This window comes from Nocardia sp. XZ_19_231 (assembly GCF_015355705.1).
In the GTDB taxonomy this organism is placed as follows: Bacteria; Actinomycetota; Actinomycetes; order Mycobacteriales; family Mycobacteriaceae; genus Nocardia; species Nocardia salmonicida.
Genome location: NZ_JACUZI010000002.1, coordinates 355069 through 374642, shown reverse-complemented (window position 1 = coordinate 374642; position 19574 = coordinate 355069). Strand labels below are relative to the sequence as shown.

Annotated in this window: 14 protein-coding genes; 6 read left to right on the top strand and 8 right to left on the bottom strand. The window is 68.3% G+C overall.

What is annotated here, in order from left to right:
• Entirely contained in the window at positions 1-1467 is a 1467-nt protein-coding gene (locus IBJ82_RS08925; protein WP_228536943.1) for a MinD/ParA family protein, read from the top strand.
• Positions 1468-1497: 30 nt separating this feature from the next.
• Here the strand turns inward: IBJ82_RS08925 and IBJ82_RS08920 are convergent, their stop codons facing one another.
• The gene (locus IBJ82_RS08920; RefSeq protein WP_194825487.1) at positions 1498-2397 is read right to left on the bottom strand and encodes a LysR family transcriptional regulator; all 900 of its coding nucleotides are present in this window, start codon (positions 2395-2397) and stop codon (positions 1498-1500) included.
• Positions 2398-2468: 71 nt separating this feature from the next.
• Between IBJ82_RS08920 and IBJ82_RS08915 the strand changes: the two genes are divergently transcribed.
• The 4 genes from IBJ82_RS08915 (at position 2469) to IBJ82_RS08900 (ending at position 7349) form a co-directional block, all read left to right on the top strand.
• The gene (locus IBJ82_RS08915) at positions 2469-3395 is read left to right on the top strand and encodes an EamA family transporter (protein WP_194825486.1); all 927 of its coding nucleotides are present in this window, start codon (positions 2469-2471) and stop codon (positions 3393-3395) included.
• A gap of 187 nt (positions 3396-3582) precedes the next feature.
• On the top strand, positions 3583-5337 hold the full coding sequence (locus IBJ82_RS08910) for an FAD-dependent oxidoreductase (RefSeq protein WP_194825485.1): 1755 nt from the start codon (positions 3583-3585) through the stop codon (positions 5335-5337).
• 63 nt (positions 5338-5400) lie between these two features.
• Positions 5401-6636 (top strand): MurT ligase domain-containing protein, encoded by a 1236-nt coding sequence (locus tag IBJ82_RS08905; protein ID WP_194825484.1) that lies wholly within the window; start codon positions 5401-5403, stop codon positions 6634-6636.
• Positions 6633-7349, top strand: coding sequence for a glutamine amidotransferase (locus IBJ82_RS08900; protein ID WP_194825483.1), 717 nt, complete (start codon positions 6633-6635; stop codon positions 7347-7349). Before IBJ82_RS08905 ends, IBJ82_RS08900 begins: the two co-directional genes overlap by 4 nt.
• Before the next feature lie 63 nt (positions 7350-7412).
• On the opposite strand, the gene IBJ82_RS08895 is transcribed toward IBJ82_RS08900, so the two are convergent.
• The 5 genes from IBJ82_RS08895 to IBJ82_RS34615 form a co-directional block, all read right to left on the bottom strand.
• Entirely contained in the window at positions 7413-8294 is an 882-nt protein-coding gene (locus IBJ82_RS08895; protein ID WP_194825482.1) for a bile acid:sodium symporter family protein, read from the bottom strand.
• A gap of 128 nt (positions 8295-8422) precedes the next feature.
• Complete coding sequence (locus IBJ82_RS08890) at positions 8423-9481, bottom strand: putative zinc-binding metallopeptidase (RefSeq protein ID WP_194825481.1); 1059 nt, start codon at positions 9479-9481, stop codon at positions 8423-8425.
• A 4-nt stretch (positions 9482-9485) separates the two neighbouring features.
• Positions 9486-10397, bottom strand: coding sequence for a transglutaminase family protein (locus IBJ82_RS08885; protein WP_194825480.1), 912 nt, complete (start codon positions 10395-10397; stop codon positions 9486-9488).
• The gene (locus IBJ82_RS08880; protein WP_194825479.1) at positions 10394-13483 is read right to left on the bottom strand and encodes a circularly permuted type 2 ATP-grasp protein; all 3090 of its coding nucleotides are present in this window, start codon (positions 13481-13483) and stop codon (positions 10394-10396) included. The genes IBJ82_RS08885 and IBJ82_RS08880 overlap by 4 nt, the downstream gene beginning before the upstream one ends.
• A 41-nt stretch (positions 13484-13524) precedes the next feature.
• Positions 13525-17610: a transglutaminase family protein gene (locus IBJ82_RS34615; RefSeq protein WP_228536815.1), complete on the bottom strand. Its 4086-nt coding sequence runs from the start codon at positions 17608-17610 to the stop codon at positions 13525-13527.
• A 131-nt stretch (positions 17611-17741) separates the two neighbouring features.
• Between IBJ82_RS34615 and IBJ82_RS08865 the strand changes: the two genes are divergently transcribed.
• Complete coding sequence (locus IBJ82_RS08865; protein ID WP_194825478.1) at positions 17742-18383, top strand: hypothetical protein; 642 nt, start codon at positions 17742-17744, stop codon at positions 18381-18383.
• A gap of 15 nt (positions 18384-18398) precedes the next feature.
• On the opposite strand, the gene recR is transcribed toward IBJ82_RS08865, so the two are convergent.
• Together recR and IBJ82_RS08855 are read right to left on the bottom strand one after the other, a co-directional pair.
• A complete protein-coding gene (gene recR / locus IBJ82_RS08860) occupies positions 18399-19007 on the bottom strand; it encodes a recombination mediator RecR (protein ID WP_056822003.1) in 609 nt (202 codons plus the stop codon).
• Positions 19007-19324, bottom strand: coding sequence for a YbaB/EbfC family nucleoid-associated protein (locus tag IBJ82_RS08855; RefSeq protein WP_228536936.1), 318 nt, complete (start codon positions 19322-19324; stop codon positions 19007-19009). Before IBJ82_RS08855 ends, recR begins: the two co-directional genes overlap by 1 nt.
• Positions 19325-19574: the final 250 nt, after the last annotated feature.

The window sequence follows — 19574 nt, the reverse complement described above, 5'->3', positions numbered from 1 at the left end:
ATGAACGGCCCCGAGCAGCAGCCGTGGCCGAGCCAGCCGGGCGAGCAGCCGTGGCTGCCGGGTCAGCCGGGCGCCGAACAGCCCTACCCCGGCCCGCACGCGACCGGCGAGCAGCCGCAACCGGGTCTGCCGCCGCAGTACCCCGGCGCCGAACAGCAGCCGCAGTATCCGGGCGCCGAGGGCCAGCCCTACCCCGGACCCGAACAACAGCAACAGTTCCCCGCACAGGAGCAGGGGCCGCAGTCCGAGCCCATCTACAGCTGGGCGCCTCCGCCGCCGCCGATGTACCAGCAGCCGATGCAGGGCGGGATGCCCCCTGGCCAGCCCGAACAGCAGGGACAGTTCCCCGGTCACCCGGGGCAGTTCCCCGGGCAGCTGGGCCAGCCGGGTCCGGCGGGTCCGCCGCCCGGCCAGCAGTGGGGCGGTCCGCCCCCGCAGCAGCAACCGTTCCAGCCGCAGCACATGCAGGCACCGAACCAGCCCGGTCATTCGGTCAACGATCTGAACCTGCTCAAGCGCGCGCGCAAGTCACCGCGTAGCGGGTGGCGCAAGGCCGTGCACAAGGTGTCCGGCGGTGTGATCAACCCCGGTGAGTCGGCGGCCGATGTCGTCTACCGCGATCTCGGCGAGCGGGTCAACCAGCCCGTGCGCGGCGATTACCGGATCGCGATCCTCTCGCTCAAGGGCGGCGTCGGCAAGACCACCACCACGGTCGGTCTCGGCTCCACCTTCGCCTCCCAGCGCGGTGACCGCGTCATCGCCATCGACGCCAACCCCGACCTGGGCACCCTCGCCCACCGGGTGCCACGTCAGACCCGCTCGACGGTGCGCAACCTGCTCGAAGACCAGCAGATCACCCGCTACTCCGATGTTCGCGCACACACCTCGCAGGCCCCGAGCCGACTGGAAGTGCTTGCCTCCGAACAGGATCCGGCCGTGTCGGAGGCCTTCAGCGAGGCCGACTACCGCAAGGCCATCGGCATCCTGCAGTCGTTCTACAACATCATCCTCACCGACTGCGGCACCGGTCTGATGCACTCGGCGATGTCGGGCGTGCTGGATATGGCGAGCTCGCTGGTGCTGGTCACCTCCCCCGCCATCGACGGTGCGCGCAGCGCCTCGGCGACGCTGGACTGGCTCGACCACCACGGCTACAGCAAGCTGGTCGAACGCACCGTCGTCGTCGTGAACGCCTCGCGCCGTGGCGCGTCCACGGTCGACCTGGACCAGCTACGCAAACTGTTCCTCGACCGCACCCGCGCCGTGCAGATCGTTCCGTTCGACGATCACCTGGCAGAGGGCGCCGAGATCGACCTCGAGCTGGTCAGCAAGCCGACGAGGCGGGCCCTGCTCGAACTGGCCGCGATGGTCGCCGACGACTTCAGCTACCACGGTCAGCCCCAGCAACAGCAGTATCAGCCGGGCCAGCCCTACCCGGGTCAGCAGTACCAGCCCGGCCAGTTCTGACGGAGAACGAATTCTCGGTGCGCGGGTCCGTCACCGCGCGATGACTTCGCGCGCCGCGGCCTCGAACGCGTCGAGCACCGTGGCGACGGCCGGGCGGCGGTGCGCCTGCGGGCGGGTGATGATCTCGTAGACCCGGGCCGCGCGGACCCCGGCCAGCGGTAGGACCGACAGGTCGGGGTGGGCTACGGCGTAGCGCGGCATCAGCGCGACACCGTAGCCGGAGGCCACGAGCGTCTCGATCACACGGAACTCGTTGAGCCGCTGCGCGATCCGTGGCCGCACCCCGGTGACGGTGGCAATGGATTCGAGCACATCGTCGACCGGGAACCCGCCGCGCACGCTCACCCAGGTCTCTTCGGCGAGTTCTTCCGGGCGCACCGAAGAACGCCCGGCCAGCGGATGATCCGGCGCGACAACGACATCGATCGGCTCGCGCATCAGCACCCGTGCCGCCAGCCGCGGCGCGGACAGCGACGGCGCGCGTTCGTCGCGATGGGTGAGCACGATGTCGTAGTCGGCCAGCAGTTTCGACGCCTCACTCGGTGGCAGGTCCTCGTCACCCGCCACCAGTTCGACCCCACTGGTGGCCAGCGTGGCCAGCACCGGCGGCAGCAGCAGCGCGGCCCCGGACGGGAACGACGCCACCCGCACCTGCCCGCGCGGCGAGCCCCGATAGTGGGCCATCTCCGCGGTCGCCCGCTCCATCGCGGCGAGCACGTCGTCGGCCCGCAACACCAATGCCTGCCCCGCGTCGGTGAGCCGCACCCGCCGCCCGTCGGGTTCGAGCAGCGCGACCCCGGCTTCCCTGGCCAGCACCTTCAACTGCTGCGAGACCGCCGACGGCGTCATCGACAGCACCTCGGCGACGGCGGCGACCGTGCCACGGTCGGCCAGCTCGCGCAGAATCCGCAATCGCTCGATCGAGAACATGAAGTAAAACTACGTTATCCATCCATTTTTATTCGATTGTGCTGATCTTTAGCGGCCCGCACGATAAGGGCGTGACCTCCCGTGACCGCCTGCTCGGACTGACCGTCGTCGTGCTCTGGGGCCTGAACTTCCTGGCCATCCGCATCGGCCTCGACCACTTCCCGCCCTTCTTCTTCGTCGCACTGCGCTTCGCCGTGATCGCGATCCCCGTCCTGATCTTCATCCCGCGTCCCGCCGTGCGCACCCGCTGGCTGCTGCTCTACGGCATCGGCTTCGGCATCCTGCAGTTCGCGTTCCTGTTCACGGCGATGCGCACCGGGATGCCGACCGGTCTCGCCTCGCTGGTGCTGCAGTCGTCGGCGCCGTTCACGGTGGTGCTCGGCGCGGTACTGCTGCGCGAGCGGTTACGGCCCGTGCAGATGGCGGGCCTCGCCGTCGCCGTGTTCGGCATGGTGGTGATCGGCGCCGACCGGATGGCCAATGCCACCCTGCTGCCCGTTCTGCTGACCTTGGCAGGTGGCCTCGGCTGGGCGTTCGGCAATATCGGCGCCCGCCAGGCCGGCGCCGATTCCCCCGGTTACAACCCGATGCACCTGACGCTGTGGATGTCGGTGGTCCCCGTGCTGCCGATGCTGGCGCTGTCGATGGTTGTCGAGGGGCCTGGAACCGGTTTCCGCGCGATCGGCACCGCGTTCTCCGCCGACGGCCTGCCCGCACTGGCCGCGCTCGCCTATATCGCCGTCCTCGCCACCGTTTGCGGATCCGGCCTGTGGACCTACCTGATGAGCCGCTACCCCGCGGGGACAGTCGCGCCTTTGTCGCTGCTCGTGCCGGTCGTCGGCATCGCGGCCGCCTGGACAGTTCTCGACGAGCAGCCGTCGGTGGCCGCGCTGGTCGGCGGGGCGATCGTGATCGCGGGGGCCTTCGCGGCAACCACCGGCCGGGGGCTCACGAAGGCAGCGTCGCCCGCCCCCACTTCCGAATTGGCCCGAGCCTGACCCCCGAATTCGACCCACGATCGCTCGAGCTCTGGCTAGCATGTGACCGGTCGCCGATGCGGTTGTTGTGCGACCGGTCGGTTTCGAGCTCGCGAATGACGCACAGGTCGATACAGCCAGGTCTTCGCCGCGCTCTAGAGTGGTAGCAAATCCCAGGCAATACTCGAGCAAGGCAGCTGAACAGCGTATGGCGGAACAGCGGTGGCCCGTTTCGCGAAGGAACCTACTTCGTGGCACGGTCGCAGCGGGGGTGATATCGGCGGGGGCCGTTGCGGGAGCGCCGGGATTCGCCGCGCCACCCGGCCGACGGGTCGCCGTCCTCGGCGGCGGTGTCGCCGGACTGACCGCCGCCCACGAATTGGCCGAGCGCGGGTTCGAGGTCACCGTGTACGAGGCGCGGGCGCTGGGCGGCAAGGCGCGCAGCGTGGGCGTGCCCGGCACCGGCCGCGACGGCAGACCCGATCTGCCCGGCGAGCACGGGTTCCGTTTCTTCCCCGGCTTCTATCAGAACCTGCCCGACACGATGCGCCGAATTCCTTTCGCAGGCAACGCCGACGGCGTGTGGAACAACCTCGTCTCGGTGCCGGAGGCCAGGTTCTCGCGTCGCGACGGCGACGACATCCTGCTCGCCCTGCCCGACGGCATCACCGCCACACAGGCCACCCCGGATTCGATCAGGGAAACCCTGGCCGCCACCATCGCCACGACCGCCAGGATGTCGGCGGCGGAGGGCATGTTCTTCGCCAACCGGCTGATGGTGTTCAACACCAGCTGCGATGCCCGTCGATTCGGGCAGTGGGAGCACACCTCCTGGTACGACTTCGTGCGCGGGCACGAGCGTTCGCACGAGTTCCGCGCGGTCGTGTCCAGGTCGCTCACCTCCATCATGGTCGCCGCCAAGGAGAACCTGGCCAGTACCCGCACCATCGGCAGCATGGGTGAGCAGTTCCTCGGCAATCCGCTCGGCCTCGGCAACGACGGCGGCCTGGACCGCGTGCTCAACAACACGACCAACACCGCCTGGCTCGACCCATGGGTGCGCCACCTGCGTGACCTCGGCGTTCGGTTCGAACTCGGCGCACGGGTGAGCGAACTCGAGGTACGCGACCGACGAATCCGCGCCGCTCGAATCACCGATGCCACGGGGGCGCGCACCGTCGAGGCCGACTATTTCGTGGTGGCGCTGCCGGTGGAACAGGCCAGAAAACTGTGGTCGTCGCAAGTGCTCGCCGTGGCGCCGGAGCTCGCCGTGACGGATCGGCTCTTCGTCGATTGGATGAACGGAATACAGATCTATTTCCGTGCGCCACTGCGTATTTCGCGCGGACACACGGCCTATGTGGATTCGCCGTGGTCGCTCACCTCGATCAGCCAGAACCAGCTGTGGACCGACAAACTCCCGTCCTTCGGCGACGGGTCGGTGGCCGATTGTCTTTCGGTCGATATCTCCGATTGGAATTCGCCGGGAATGCTCTACGGCAAACCCGCCGTCGAATGCACCCACGAGGAGATCTTCCGCGAAGTCTGGGAGCAGTTGAGCAGCCATCTCAACGATCGCGAACAACTGCTTCGCCCCGCCGACGTGCATTCCTGGTTTCTCGATCCGGGAATCACCTGGCAGGGCAGTCGCAACGCGAATGCCGACCCGTTGCTCATCAATACCGCGGGTTCGTGGGATGCCAGGCCGGAGCCGCACGGATCGATCGAGAACCTGTTCCTCGCCGGTGATTACGTGCGCACCGATATCGACCTGGCGACCATGGAGGGCGCCAACGAGTCGGCCCGCGCCGCGGTGAACGCGCTGCTCGACGTGGCGGGCTCGTCGGCGCAGCGCTGTCGCGGTTTCCGCCTGCGCCGCACCCCCGAACTCGAGCCGCTGCGGCTCCTCGACGTCGACCGCTACGCCAAGGGTCTGCCCAACCTTTTCGACGACCCGGCCTGACCCGGACGCAGCTCACACCGCTCCCGCACGCGCGCCCGGACGGTACGCACATAGACTCGCGGCGTGGCAGACATTTCGGTGCGTGGGCGATTGGCCTTGCGAGCAGCGGCGGCAGCGTCGTGGGCGTCGCAGAAGGCGGGTCGCGGCAAGGGTTCGATGATCGGCGGCCTGATCGCGTTGAAGATCGATCCGTCGATCATGACGCAGCTCGGGCGCGGTCGGCGAACAGTGCTGATCACCGGCACGAACGGAAAGTCGACCACCACCAGGATGACGACCGCGGCGCTGGGCACGCTCGGCGATGTCGCCACCCAGGCCGACGGCGCCAACATGGACGCGGGCATCGTGGCCGCGCTCAGACTGCACCCCGGTGTGGCGCTGGCCGCGATCGAGGTCGACGAGCTGCACCTGCCGCACGTGAGCGACGCGCTCGACCCCGCCGCCGTGGTGCTGCTCAATCTCAGCCGCGACCAGCTCGACCGGGTCGGCGAGATCAACATGATCGAACGCAAGCTGCGCGCCGGGCTCTTGCGTCATCCGAATGCGGTCGTCATCGCCAACTGTGACGACGTGCTGGTGGCCTCCATCGCCTACGACCACCCGAATGTGGTGTGGGTGTCGGCGGGCAGCGGCTGGGCCGTCGACGCCACGAGTTGTCCGCGCAGCGGCGAGCCGATCGTCTGGGAGGGCGAGAACTGGCGCTCGACCGGCGCCGATTTCCACCGCCCGCAACCGGTTTGGTGGCTGGAGGGCGAAGACCTGTGCGGCCCCGACGGCTTCCGCGCTCCGCTGCATCTGGCCCTGCCCGGTCGCGCGAATCGCGGCAATGCGGCCCAGGCCGTGGCCGCCGCGGTCGCGATGGGCGCCGAGCCGGCGAAGGCGACCGACGCCACCGGCACCGTGCGCGAGATCGCGGGCCGCTACCGCACCGTCACCGTCGGCGAACACGATGCCCGTCTGCTGCTGGCCAAGAACCCCGCGGGCTGGCAGGAAGCGCTGTCGATGATCGAGCCGACCTCGGCCGGTCTGGTGATCGCGGTGAACGGTCAGGTGCCCGATGGCGAGGACCTGTCGTGGCTGTGGGACGTGCGGTTCGAGCACTTCGAAGGCGTGCAGGTGGTCGCCTCGGGCGAGCGCGCCACCGACCTCGCGGTGCGCCTGACCTACGCCGGCGTCGAACACACGCTCATCCCGGATCCCTTGCGCGCCATCGCGTCCTGTCCCGCCGGGCACGTCGAGGTGCTGGCCAACTACACCGCGTTCCGCGATCTCAACCGTGACCTGGAGGCCCGCAAGTGAGCGAGTCAACCATTCGTATCGGCCTCGTCCTGCCCGACGTGATGGGCACCTACGGCGACGGCGGCAATGCGCTGGTCCTGCGCCAGCGCCTGCGCATGCGCGGCTACGACGCCGAGATCGTCGACATCACCCTCGCCGATCCCGTCCCCGACTCCTTCGACATCTACACCCTCGGCGGCGCCGAGGACTCCGCCCAGCGGCTGGCCACCCGCCATCTCCAGAAGTACCCCGGCCTCCAGCAGGCCGCCGCCAAGGGCGTTCCGGTCCTCGCCATCTGTGCCGCCATCCAGGTGCTCGGCAACTGGTACGAAACCTCGGCGGGCGAAAAGGTCGACGGCGTCAGCCTTTTCGATGTCACCACCTCTCCCCAGATGATTCGCGCCATCGGCGAAGTGACAACCACCCCCCTGGTTCCCGGGCTCAAAGCACCCCTCACCGGGTTCGAAAACCACCGGGGCGGAACGACTCTGGGCACCGACGCCACCCCGCTCGCCCGCGTCACCCGAGGTGTCGGCAACGGCGTCGGTGACGGCACCGAGGGCGTCGTCCAGGGTTCGGTCTTCGGCACCTACCTGCACGGCCCCGCACTGGCCCGCAACCCCGAGCTGGCCGACCTCCTCATCGCCATGGCCCTCGGCATCCCGGCCGCCGACCTCGCCCCGCTCGACCTCCCCGAGGTCCAGCGCCTCCGCAAGGAACGCCTCCGCGCCTGAGTCACAGTGCAGCGAATCGACGTCGCGTCAGCTCCTCACAGCAAGCCTGAGCGAAGCCCTGACTCACTCGGCGGCGACCTCTGACCGCACCTGTCGACGGGTGATGAGCCAGCCGACGAGCCCGGCGAGCGGGAACATCAGCACGCCGTACACCGCGGCGGGAATGGCCATTTCGGTGCTGTCGAGCACGCTGATCGCGATGGTGATGGCGATCGTGCTGTTGTGGATGCCGACCTCGAACGAGCAGGCGATGGCCTGGCGGTCGGCGACGCCGAGCAGGCGCGGCAGGTAGTAGCCGACCGTCAGGCTGATCAGGCAGAACACGACGGTGATGGCGCCGACGTCGGCGAGCGAGTCGGCCAGCGTCTCGTGCTCGCTGGCGATGGTGCCGACGATCACCAGCAGCAGCGTGATGGCCGACCCGATGCGCACCGGCTTGTCCATCCGGTCCGCGAACTCCGTCGACCAGCGGCGCACCAGCATGCCGAGGCCGACCGGAACCAGCACGATGGCGAACACCTGGATCACCTTGCTCAGCTGCAGACCGACCGAACCGTCCTCGCCGCTCGGCTCGAAGTAGCCGATGGCGAAGTTCGTCACCAGCGGCACGGTGACGACCGCGATGATCGAATTGACCGCGGTCAGCGACACATTCAGCGCCACGTCGCCACGGAACAGGTGGCTGAACAGGTTCGCTGTCGTCCCGCCGGGCGAGGCGGCGAGCAGCATCATGCCGACCGCCAGAATCGGCGTCAGGTCGAACAGCAGCACCAGGCCGAACGCGACCACCGGTAGCACCATCAATTGGCACACCAGCGCGATGGCGACGATGCGCGGCGTCTTCGCGATGCGGGCGAAGTCGGCGCCGGTGAGCGAGAGCCCGAGGCCGAACATGATCACCGCCAGCGCCAACGGCAGACCGACTGATACCAGTGGAGAGTTCATAGCCACACACTTCTCGTCGAGCACTCCGAGTCGAGGTTGTCGACCGGATTGAGACGCTTCGGTCTCAATCTCGCAGCGTAGCCAGCTGTGACGCCTGTCGCAGCGAAATCGACAATGCGTTGCCGCGTCTACACGATGGCCTCCGGCACAGCGGGCTGACTGCTGTTGCACAGTTCGTGGACGAAGCGCATCTTCTCCAACACCCGCTCGGGCAGCACGAAGGGGTAGAGGTCGTCGCGGCCCATCGAGCGGTTGACCATGTTCAGCGACCAGGTCAGTGGCAACCAGAGCTCGATGATCTTGTCGAACCCGGCCCGACCGATCTGCGGACGGTCCAGCGTCGCGCCCGCGGGCGCGATACCGAACGCCGCCGCGGTATCGAGGGTGTCGCGGATATGCAGGTAGTGAGCGAAGGTCTCGGCCCAGTCCTCGGCGGCGTGCATCGTGGCGTAGGAGGAGACGTAGTCGCTCTTCCAGCCCTTGGGCGCGCCCTGCGAGTAATGGCGGTCCAGCGCTTCCTGATAGTCGGCGAAGGGGTCGCCGAACAGCTCGCGAAAGCGTTGTAGCGCAGCGTCCTCGGCGACGAGCACGGGGAAGTAGTAGTGCCCGATCTCGTGCCGGAAGTGACCGAGCAGCGTGCGATACGGCTCGGCCATCTCGACGCGCAACTGCTCGCGGTGCGGGTCGTCGGCTTCGGCCAGATCAAGGGTGACCACACCGTTCATATGGCCGGTGATCACATCGTCGGTGCGGCTGGACAACAGATCGAAGGCCAGTCCCTGCTCGGGGTCTTCCTCCCGGCCGACGATCGGCAGGCCCAGCTCGACCAGTTCGAAGATCAAACGCCGTTTGGCTTTCTCGGCTTCGGCGAACTCGGCGAGCCCGACTTTGTCGGAATTGTTGGGCCGCGTCCTGGTGAGCTTGCACGAGACACACAGACCGGGGCCGGACGCGTCACCGTCGACCAGCCAATTGCACTGCGCCACATGCAGGTTGTCGCACAGGCGGAAGCGATCACTGTCCACGACACCGGCCACGTGATCTATCGGTTCGTCGCCAGGCGGGACACCGATCACCACCAGCGCCCGCTCACTGAGGCTCAAACCCAGTGCGCTACGACACGACAGGCAGACAGAATTCTCGAATGCCAGCTGCTGACCACAATTCGGACAGACGAAATCACGCACGGACTTACACCTCTATCGGGGCTATATCAATCGGGGCTACATCGACTGAGACTTTGATCGTCGACTGCTTCGAGTCCGTGTAGATGATGCCACGAAGTGGCGGAACGTCCTGGTAATCGCGGCCCCACGCCACCGTCACGTACCGCTCGTCGGCGAACTGGTCGTTGGTGGGGTCGAAGGCGATCCAGCGGCCGGTGCGATCGGTGTCGTCGGTACCGGGCAACCACACCGCCGCCCAGGCATGCGTGGCGTCCACGCCGACCATGCGCTCTTTACCCGGAGGCGGGTCGGTGGCCAGGTAGCCGGAGACGTAGCGGGCGGCAAGGCCCTGTGAGCGCAGGCAGGCCGCGCCGATCCGGGCGAAGTCCTGGCAGACACCTTCGCGCGCGGCGAACACGTCGGCCACGCTGGTGCTCACCGTGGTGGAGCCCGAGCGGTACTGGAAGTCGTTGTGGATGCGCGTGTTCAGCTCGGTGACGGCTTCGAGCAGCGGCCTGCCCGGTGGGAAACTCTCCGCCCCGTATTCGATGACGTCGGGGGTGATCTCGGGTGGGAGCAGGTCGAGGGTGAACTCGACGGCGAGTGGTCCGGTGGCAGTGCTCGGACGCGCTGCCTCCCACGGCATATCGACGCCCGGCATGCTCCCCGGGTGTTCGCCGTCGACATCGACCAGGGACTCACCGGTGACTTCGAGATTGCGGTGCTCGGAGGTCACGTGGAAATACGTCGTGGTGTTGCCGTAGACGTCGGTGCCCACCGAGCGGTCCGAGGGGACGGGGTCGATGTAGATCTCGTGCTCGAGCAGGCGCTGGCCCGGGTATTCGCGCGGGGTGAGGTACGCGCGACCGTAGGAGCTGGTCACCTCGTCGGAGTAGCTGTAGGTGGTGCGGTGCACCACCATGTATCGCCGGGTCATCCGACCATCCTGGTGTTACCCCAGAGGGGCTGGATGCCCAGCGGGACAGCGAGTTTGGTGGTTTCGAACGATTCGGCCAGCTTGCGCAGTCGCAAGTGCACCCCCTCCAGCAGTTCCACCAGTTCGGTCCGTACGCCGTCGTCGTCGGTGTTTTCCAGGTCGGCCGGGTCGACGCGGCGCAGCATGCGCTGGGCATCGGCGAGCAGCCGCTGCGGGCGCGAGGCGCCGGAACCGCCCGGCAGTGCCTGGAAATCGGCCTCGAGGCGGTCGAGCTGATAGATCAGCGAACGCGGATTGCCCGCATCGAACATCAGCAATCCCGCCAGCGCGGCCACGCGCGGTGCACCACGATGGCGGCGACGGTAACTCACCGCCGACTCGGTCGCGGCGAGCACCGCCTCGGCGACCACTCCTTGCGCCTCGGCCGAACTCCGCCGCCCCAGCGCGGCATTGATCAGCGACGTCAGGGCGAGCCCACGCTCGATCCGTTTGCCGATATCCATGACGTACCAACCGGTGTCGCGCACCATCGACTCGGAGCCGATCCCCGACAGCGACAGCAACGCCGCCAGCGTCAGCGAATGCACCGACGACAGCGCCGTCTCCTGTTCGGTACTGGCACTGCGGAATTCGGCCAGCGCGCGATCGACAGCACCGACGATCATCCAGGTGTCACCCGAGAGCTGATCGCGCACCGCCCGCGCGGCGGACCCGTAGTGATCCACCGCGTACGACAACGACCCGGCCAGCTCACGATCGCCGGTCACCGAGGCCAGGTACTGGAATCCCTCGGCCGAAGCACCCGCCACCGCCCGTCTCGCGGCTATACCTTCTTGACCACTGGAATCCATCGCTCGATGGGTGAACTGTCCCTGCGCCTGCCGCGACCGAGCGAGAACCGGCTCGGGCTCGGGCTCGGGTACCGGCTCCGGACCACGTTCAGGCGTGACACCGGTGGTGCGCAGCGCGCGGGCCAGCGCGCTGGTCCCCGCCCGCTCCCAAGGCGCCTCCGCCTCATCGCCACCGGAATCGGGTTCCGGCTCACCAGCTGTGGATCGCCCCTGGCCGGCGCTCTGGCTCTGCTCCGCCGACTGTGCTGCCATCGGCTCGGACGGAGCGTCGTGACGCACTGCGTCCGTTGCTTCTTCGACACCTGTCGAATCATCGTGCTCAGCACCGGGATTCGAATCTTCCGCAGCAGGGGTATCGCCGGACCGCACCGCTGTCAATTGGCTGATTCCGTTGGGCAGCACCGACTGTGGAGCGACAGTGCCCGTAGTGATCGACAGGGCGCGCATGAGGATCGGCAACGCTTCGGCGCCGTCCAGCCAGGGACGATAGCGGTAGTCCTGGTAGACGTCATGGGTGGCGGCGAGCAAGCGCACCACCGACTCGGCGCGTTCGCTGTAGCGGCCCATCCAGAACAGGTCGTTGAGCACACGCGGTGAACTGATCGCCTCCACGACCGGCATCGCCCTGCGCAACCGTTCCTCGTGCGGCGCTTCGGAACCCACCGCGGGCACAGAGGCCGGAGCCGCGCGGACCCACACGTCCTTGGCCGCCACCTTGATCACACTGCGGGTCGGTTCGAGCCGCATGCGTTGCTGGCCGAGTCCGCCCGACATCGCCGTGTAGCCGCCCCGCCGGGCCAGCGAGAACAACCGCATGCCGACCGGTGCGGGCGCCAACCCCGCCAGGCCGTCGACCGCGGGCGCGACCGAGAACTCGGCGGGTTCCTGCCCCACCCACTTCCATCGTTCGACCTCGATCCGGGCGGCGAGGTCGGCACGTTCGGCCGCCGACAGGCTCGGTCCGAAGATCGTGGAGCCGTCGACGGCGGAGCGCAGCACCAGATCACCGACGTGCGACACCAGGTGCGCGCGCTCGGTGTCGTCGCCGCCCCAATAGGTGGGGGTGGCGTCCAGCAGCAGATCCTCGCCGAGTACCGAGCGGGCGATGCGCGGCAGAAACGGGCTCAGCGCGGGCGATTCCAGCAACCCGCTGCCGAGGGTGTTCACCACCGTCACCGCCCCGCGACGCAGCACCTCGACCAACCCGACCACGCCGAGCCGCGAATCGGGTCGCAGATCCAGCGGGTCGGAGAACTCGGCGTCGACGCGCCGCAGCACCACATCGACCCGTTCCAAGCTGCCGAGCGAGCGCATCCACAACGCGCCGTCGCGCACCACCAGATCGGAGCTCTCGACCAGCGGAAAACCGAGCATCTGCGCGAGATAGGCCTGGTCGAAGGCAGTTTCGGAATGCGAACCGGGGCTGAGCACGACGACGACCGGCTCTTCCCCGTCGGACAACTCGGGCGCGGCCTCCTCGAGCATCAACCGCATGGCCCGGGCGAAGGGGGTGAGCGGGCGCGGCCCCGCGTGCTCGAAAGCCTCGGGAATCGCCGCGGCCACCACCCGACGGTCGGCCAGGGCGTATCCGGCGCCCGAAGGAGCCTGCGCCCAGTCGGCCAGCACCCGGAACTGCCCGTCACTCCACCGGCTGATGTCACAGGCATGCAGGAACAGCTGGTGGGTGCCGGGGATCGTGATGCCGTGCGCTGCCCGCACATACCCGGTATTGCCGAACACCACCTCCGGCGGCAGCAGACCCGCGCTCAGCAGTCTGCGCGGGCCGTACACATCGGTGAGCACCTCGTCGAGCACCAGCGAGCGCTGCACCAGCCCGGTTTCCAGGCGGGTCCAGTCCTCGGCGGAGACCAGCAGCGGAATCGGGTCCAGGCGCCACGGTTGCGGTATCGCGGTGTCGTCCTCGCCGCCGAGACCGACCTCGGTGTAGGTGACGCCGTCGTCCTCGATCTGCCTGCGCACCCGGTGATCGATCCGATCGATCCCACCGATCCCCTGATCGATGAAGTCGGCGGACAGCTCCGACCACATCGCTCGCACCCGCCCGCGCCCGTCGACCAACTCGTCGTAATAGCCCGTGGTCGGCCTGCCGCACTCGTCGAAGCGCGAATCCGCCGAGCTCTCGGCCCGATACCGCGCGAACTGCTCGGCAACCTGGGCGCGTACGCCCGATCCCTGCCGATTCCCACCCCGTTGCGCTTCGTCGCGCTGAGCCACCGAGCCTCCTGTGTTGATTGCGGCTGGCGCCAAATGACCGACTATGTGCCCCACACGGTTCGCGCGCGGCGTAGGTCAAGGATGCCTGGTGCTCCGACATCGGTCGACTGTGCCGAGATCTTCGCACGGAGTTCGGCGGGATCCATCGGGTTCACCGTATGACCGGCGGCCTCGAAACGCCGATTGCGGCGCGACTGGGCCGCGACGGCGTTGACCGGCGCGTCGTCGTAGGCCCGGCCGCCGGGGTGCACGACGTGATAGGTGCAGCCACCGCGGGAGATGCCCGTCGCGACGTCGACCAGGTCGAACACCAGGGGTGCGTCGACGGTGATCGAGGGGTGCAGGGAGTTCGGCGGCTGCCACGCGCGGTAGCGCACGCCTGCCACCTGCACGTCGGATTTGTCGGTGGCCAGCAGCGGTACCGGCATGCCGTTGCAGGTCAGGACGTAGCGGCCGCGGTCGGCGCCGACCAACCGCACCTGCAACCGCTCCACCGAGGAGTCGACGTAGCGAGCGGTGCCCTGGCCGGTGGTCTGTTCGCCGAGGGTGAGCCACGGTTCGATCGCGCCGCGCAGTTCCAGCTCGGCCTCACCGATCATGGCGGTGCCGATGCGGGGGAAGCGGAACTCGGTGAACGGGTCGAGCCAGGCGGTGTCGAAGTCGACGCCCGCCGCGCGCAGGTCGGCGGCCACTTCGGCGATGTCGTTCATCAGGAAGTGCGGCAGCAGATAGCGACCGTGCAGGTTGGCCCCGTGGCGGATCAGCGGCGCGCGCAGCGGCTTGTCCCAGAACATCGCGACCAGGCCGCGCACCAGCAGCGACTGCACCATCGCCATCTGGAAATGCGGCGGCATCTCGAAGCCGCGCAGCTCCAGCAGTCCGAGTCGGCCGCGGGCCGAGTCGGGGCTGTACAGCTTGTCGATGCAGAACTCGGCGCGGTGGGTGTTGCCGGTGAGATCGGTGAGCAGATGCCGCAGCGCACGGTCGATATGCCAAGGGGCCGACTGGATTTCGTAGGGCGTCGGACCAGTGGCTTGCTCGGCGGTGAGCCGGGCGACCTCGGCGAAGGCGATCTCGAGTTCGTAGAGCGCGCCTTCACGACCCTCGTCCGCGCGGGGCGCCTGTGAGGTCGGACCGACGAAACGACCCGAGAACAGGTACGACAGCGCGGGATGGCGCTGCCAGTAGGTGAGCATGGAAACCAGCAGGTCGGGTCGGCGCAGCATCGGCGAACGCGCCGGGGTGACCCCGCCGAGGGTGATGTGGTTGCCGCCGCCGGTACCGCCGTGCGTGCCGTCCACGTCGAAGGATTCCGTGCTCAGCCGGGCGAGCCTTGCCTGCTCGTAGAGGGTGTTCAGCACCTCGGCCTGCTCGGCGAACGAGCTGGTCGGCATGATGTTCACCTCGATCACGCCGGGGTCGGGCGTCACCGAAAACGTCTGTAGCCGGGCGTCACTCGGCGGCGCGTAGCCCTCGAGCACCACCGGCTGCCCGATCGCCACCGCCGCCGCCTCGACCTTGGCGATCAGATCGAGGAAGTCGTCGAGCTCGGTGACCGGCGGCAGGAACACATGCAGCCGCCCCTGCCTGACCTCGGCGACCAGCGCGGTCGTCGGCGTGAAATCGGCGGACTCCACCGCGGCGGGCGGCTCGGCCCGGTCCGCGCGCAGCGGTTGCTGGTAGAGCGGGTCGCTGTCGGGCAGGATCGGCGGTGCGTGCCAGGACACCGACCCGATCGGAAGACGAAGTCCGGCAGGCGAATCGCCATCGGCCAACACGATCCGACCGCGACCGCCCTCAGCGCGTCCACGACGCAGCTGCCAGTCGGCACTGGCCCAGCCCGCCCCGTCGGCCCGCCGATGAATCGGCAGCACATACGCCGACGGCTGATCGACCGACTCCTCCAAACTCTCGAGCAGTACCCGCCGCACCTCGGGCGAGTCCTCGGTCGGGTCGATATCGGCGGGCGGCGGATCGCCGTACGGCGCGCTCACTGTCGCCGCCAACCGCGCCAACGGATCCTCGAACGCGGGTCGCACCTGCGCATCGGGCAAGCCGAGGGTGCCCGCGATCTCGGCGATCAAGGCCTTGGCCGCACCGATCTCGGCGGCGGGCGCCCGGTCGTGGATCACCCCGGCGGCCGCGTTGCTCGGCTGGGAGCGGGTCAGCTGGATGTGCGGGTGGGCCGTCTGGGGCGCACTCCCGGATCTCCCGTCCTTCTTGCCGCGAACTTTCTTGATCCCCAGAATCTTTCGCAGTTCGTCCGTGGCCTTCTCAGCGGCCTCGGCCGACTGCTTCGCCTCCTGCTTCGCCACCTCGGCCTTCGTCGCCTGGCGATCCTTGCCACCGGCGTCGGCGCAGGCCTGCTGACTCTCCGCGGTGCGGCGATGTTCGGCGGCGACCAACTCGACGGGCTCGTCGATCAGCACCGGTCCATCGTCGGACTCCACCTCCTCGACAGCAGGTTCTGCCTCCTGCGCGAGATCGCCCGGATCGGCATCGTCGAGCAGGTCGGCACCGCTCGTCTCGCCGTCGCGGCGGAAGTCGTCATCGTCGGCGAGGCCGAGCGCGACGACAGCGGCAGCGACTTCGTCACCACCGATCCGACGACGCGGGTCGAGGACCGCGACCATGTCGACAGGGGCGACGGTGGGCAGGCGCTCGTCGAGCACCGATACCGCGTCGGCCGACGCGGGCACGTCATCGGCCGCGATCGGGCCGGACTCGTCCGCCAGCCCCAGCGCGACCACGGCGGTCGCGACCTCGACACCGGCCGGTGCGTATCCGTTCGAAGGTGCGGACCCTGCCGTTTCGGTGGCACCCTGCGTGGCCGGTGTATGCCGCGAAACCGGCGTCCACGGATCGGTGAGCAGGTCCTGCCGCTGCCAGATCGGCACGCCATCGGCCCGCCAGGCGATCGCGATCTCCCAGCGGGGCAGAGGTTCTCCGGGGTACCACTTGCCCTGCCGGTACTGCACGATGCCGGTCGGCGCGTAGATCGAGCGGAGGCGGTCGGCGAGGTCGACGGCGCGCTCGCGTTTGTGTCTGCCGTCGGCGTCGGTGGTCCACTGGGTGCTGACCTGGTCATCGATGGAGACGAAGGTCGGCTCGCCGCCCATGGTGAGGCCCACATCGGCCCCGGCCATCCGGGCGTCGATCGCGGCACCGGAGGCGACGATGCGGTCCCACTGAGAATCGGTGTAGGGCAGCGTGACTCGCGGGTCCTCGTGGATCCGGCGAACCACATTGCTGAAGTCGAGGGTGGCCTCGGTGATCCCGGTCGCCCCGGTGATCGGGGCGGCGGCGCCGGGATGCGGAGTGGCGGCGAGCGGAATGTGGCCTTCACCCGCGAACAGGCCGGAGGTGGGATCCATCCCGACCCAGCCCGCACCGGGCAGATACACCTCGGTCCAGGCGTGCAGGTCGGTGAAGTCCGCGGTCGGGCCGGACGGACCATCCAGCGACGGCACGTCGGAGGTGAGCTGGACCAGGTAGCCGGACACGAAGCGGGCGGCCAACCCCAGCTCACGCAGCACGCCGACCAGCAACCAGGCCGAGTCGCGGCAGGATCCGAGCGCGGTGCGCAGCGTGTGATCGGGCGTCTGCACACCCGCCTCCATGCGCACGGTGTAGTCGACCGAGTTGCGCAGCGCGTAGTTGAGTTCGACGAGATAGTCGATCACACGAGTCGGGCCCTGCGGCCGGTGCGCCTGCGCCCAGTCGCGCAGCAACTTCCCTGGGCCGCTGCCCGGCTCCGCCTCGTCGACGTGCCGCAGATAGGGCGCGAGATCCTCGGCGAGCGTGGGTTCGTACTCGAACGGGAAGAACTCGGCGTAATCCTCGATGAAGAAGTCGAACGGGTTGACCACCTCGAGGTCGGCGATCAGCCCGACGGTGATCGACAACTCCTTCGTCGGATTCGGAAACACCAGGCGCGCAACGAAATTGCCGAACGCGTCCTGCTGCCAGTTGACGAAGTGCTCGGCCGGTGACACCTCGAGCGAGTACGCCTCGATCGGTGTGCGCGAATGCGGTGCGGGGCGCAACCGCACTTCATGCGGATGCACCTCGACGAGACGATCGAAGGAATATGCCGTGCGGTGCTCGAGTGACACCTTGATGCCCATTCACCAAGTTGACCACATACCCCCGGCACCGCGCGGGCCGACGAAACCGGAGTTTCCCCACCGGCACCCCTTTCGAAACACCGCGGTAATAGCCGACCGAGACCCGCGGCGTCAGCCGCTAGAGTTACAGCGTGAGCTACGACCACATCCTTCTGCCGTCCGGCGTCGCCAGCTCTGTCGACGAGATCGACGCCTACCTGGCCGCCCAGGAAGGCCTGACCGAGTCCGAACCGATCGCCGAGATCGCGGCCGAGTTGAACACGCGCAACGCCGAGCTGCCGGTGGACGACTCGTTCCTCAGCGTCGAATCCGTCGGCGGCCCCAGCGGCGACACGCTCTACATCCCCTCGCCGTACGACGCCATCGGCTTCGTCCGCAACCTGCTCTTCGACCTCGCCACCCCGCGCGGCTACGCCGTCTACGATCCGCAGCTGACCTGGATCATCGACCCGGCCGACCACATCGCGATCAATGTCACGCACGGCGGCGCGGGCGAATTCCCCTATCTCACCGAGGAATTGGCGCACCAGTGGGTCGCCGGGCTCGCTGCCCCCAACCCGTACCTCATCGTCGAACAGGGCGAACAGCGCTACATCCAGACCTACCGCGATGCGAGCGGGCCCTACACCCTCGAATACCGCGACGGCGCCCCCGACCGGCATTTCGGCACGACCCTCGACGACCCGGCGGAGGTCGCCCGCATCATCTGGGACTGGGCCAACGGCAAGCCCGCCACCAGCGAGGGCGTCACCTGGACCCGCGTCGAGCTCTGATCCGGCTGATCGGTCCTACAACGTCCGCCTGCCGGAAAGCGCCCGGCCTAGCGTCAGTTCGTCGGCGAATTCCAAATCGCCACCCATCGGCAGTCCGGAGGCCAACCGGGTAACGGTGAGTCCGGGGAAATCGCGCAGCATCCGCACGAGATAGGTGGCCGTCGCCTCGCCCTCGGTATTCGGGTCGGTAGCGATGATCACCTCGCTCACATCGATGCCGTCTTCCTGGTTACCGATGCGGGTCAGCAACTCCCTGATCCGCAACTGATCGGGCCCGACGCCGCTGAGCGGATCGAGCGCACCGCCGAGCACGTGGTAGCGACCACGGAACTCACGGGTGCGCTCGATGGCCTGCACGTCTTTGGGTTCCTCGACCACACAGATCATCGTGCGGTCGCGGCGTGGGTCGGCACAGATCCGGCACAGCTCACCATCGGCGACGGTGCCGCACGAGACGCAGAACTGGACGCCGTCGCGCACCTTCTGCAGGGCGGCCTGCAGACGGTCGATATCCGGCGGCTCCACTTGCAGTAGATGAAAAGCGATGCGCTGTGCGCTCTTCGGACCGACGCCGGGCAGTTTGCCCAGCTCGTCGATCAGATCCTGAACCGGCCCCTCATACATCAGAAGTCGGGCAGACCGGGCATCGAACCGCCGCCGAGGCCCTGCGACAGCGGGCCGAGGCGCTCGGCCGCGAGCTGCTGCGCGTTGGCCATCGCGTCGTTGATCGCGCCGATGACCAGGTCCTGCAGTCCGTCGACGTCCTCCGGATCGACCACCTTCGGGTCGATCGTCAGCGCGATCACCTCGCCGCTGACCTTGATCGTGGCCTGTACCAGACCGCCGCCGGCCTGACCGGCCACCTCGGTCTCGGCGAGCTCGGCCTGCGCCTGCATCACTGCCTGCTGCATCTGCTGAGCCTGAGCGAGCAGTGCCTGCATATCGAACTGACCATCACCGGGTTGCACAACGCTCCTGTATTTTTGGCGGCTGGCGCCGCGGGGTTTTCGGCCCTGGGGGGCCTCGCACCCGAGGGACGATACTGCGCCTTCGGCGTTCCGTCTCGCCCCTCGGGTGCGAGGCGGCCGAAAACCGTGGGGTACGTCGGGTGCGCGGCATGGCCGCGTGCCGTTGCCAGTTTAGTCGTGGGAAATGGAGGCTGATTGAATGGCTCTGTCGGGACTTCGGGCA

Coding starts and splice junctions, on each gene's coding strand:
- IBJ82_RS08925 (WP_228536943.1), top strand. CDS start 1: ATGAACGGCCCCGAGCAGCAGCCGTGGCCGAGCCAGCCGGGCGAGCAG.
- IBJ82_RS08920 (WP_194825487.1), bottom strand. CDS start 2,397: ATGTTCTCGATCGAGCGATTGCGGATTCTGCGCGAGCTGGCCGACCGT.
- IBJ82_RS08910 (WP_194825485.1), top strand. CDS start 3,583: ATGGCGGAACAGCGGTGGCCCGTTTCGCGAAGGAACCTACTTCGTGGC.
- IBJ82_RS08895 (WP_194825482.1), bottom strand. CDS start 8,294: ATGAACTCTCCACTGGTATCAGTCGGTCTGCCGTTGGCGCTGGCGGTG.
- IBJ82_RS08885 (WP_194825480.1), bottom strand. CDS start 10,397: ATGACCCGGCGATACATGGTGGTGCACCGCACCACCTACAGCTACTCC.
- IBJ82_RS34615 (WP_228536815.1), bottom strand. CDS start 17,610: ATGGGCATCAAGGTGTCACTCGAGCACCGCACGGCATATTCCTTCGAT.
- recR (WP_056822003.1), bottom strand. CDS start 19,007: ATGTATGAGGGGCCGGTTCAGGATCTGATCGACGAGCTGGGCAAACTG.
- IBJ82_RS08855 (WP_228536936.1), bottom strand. CDS start 19,324: ATGCAGGCACTGCTCGCTCAGGCTCAGCAGATGCAGCAGGCAGTGATG.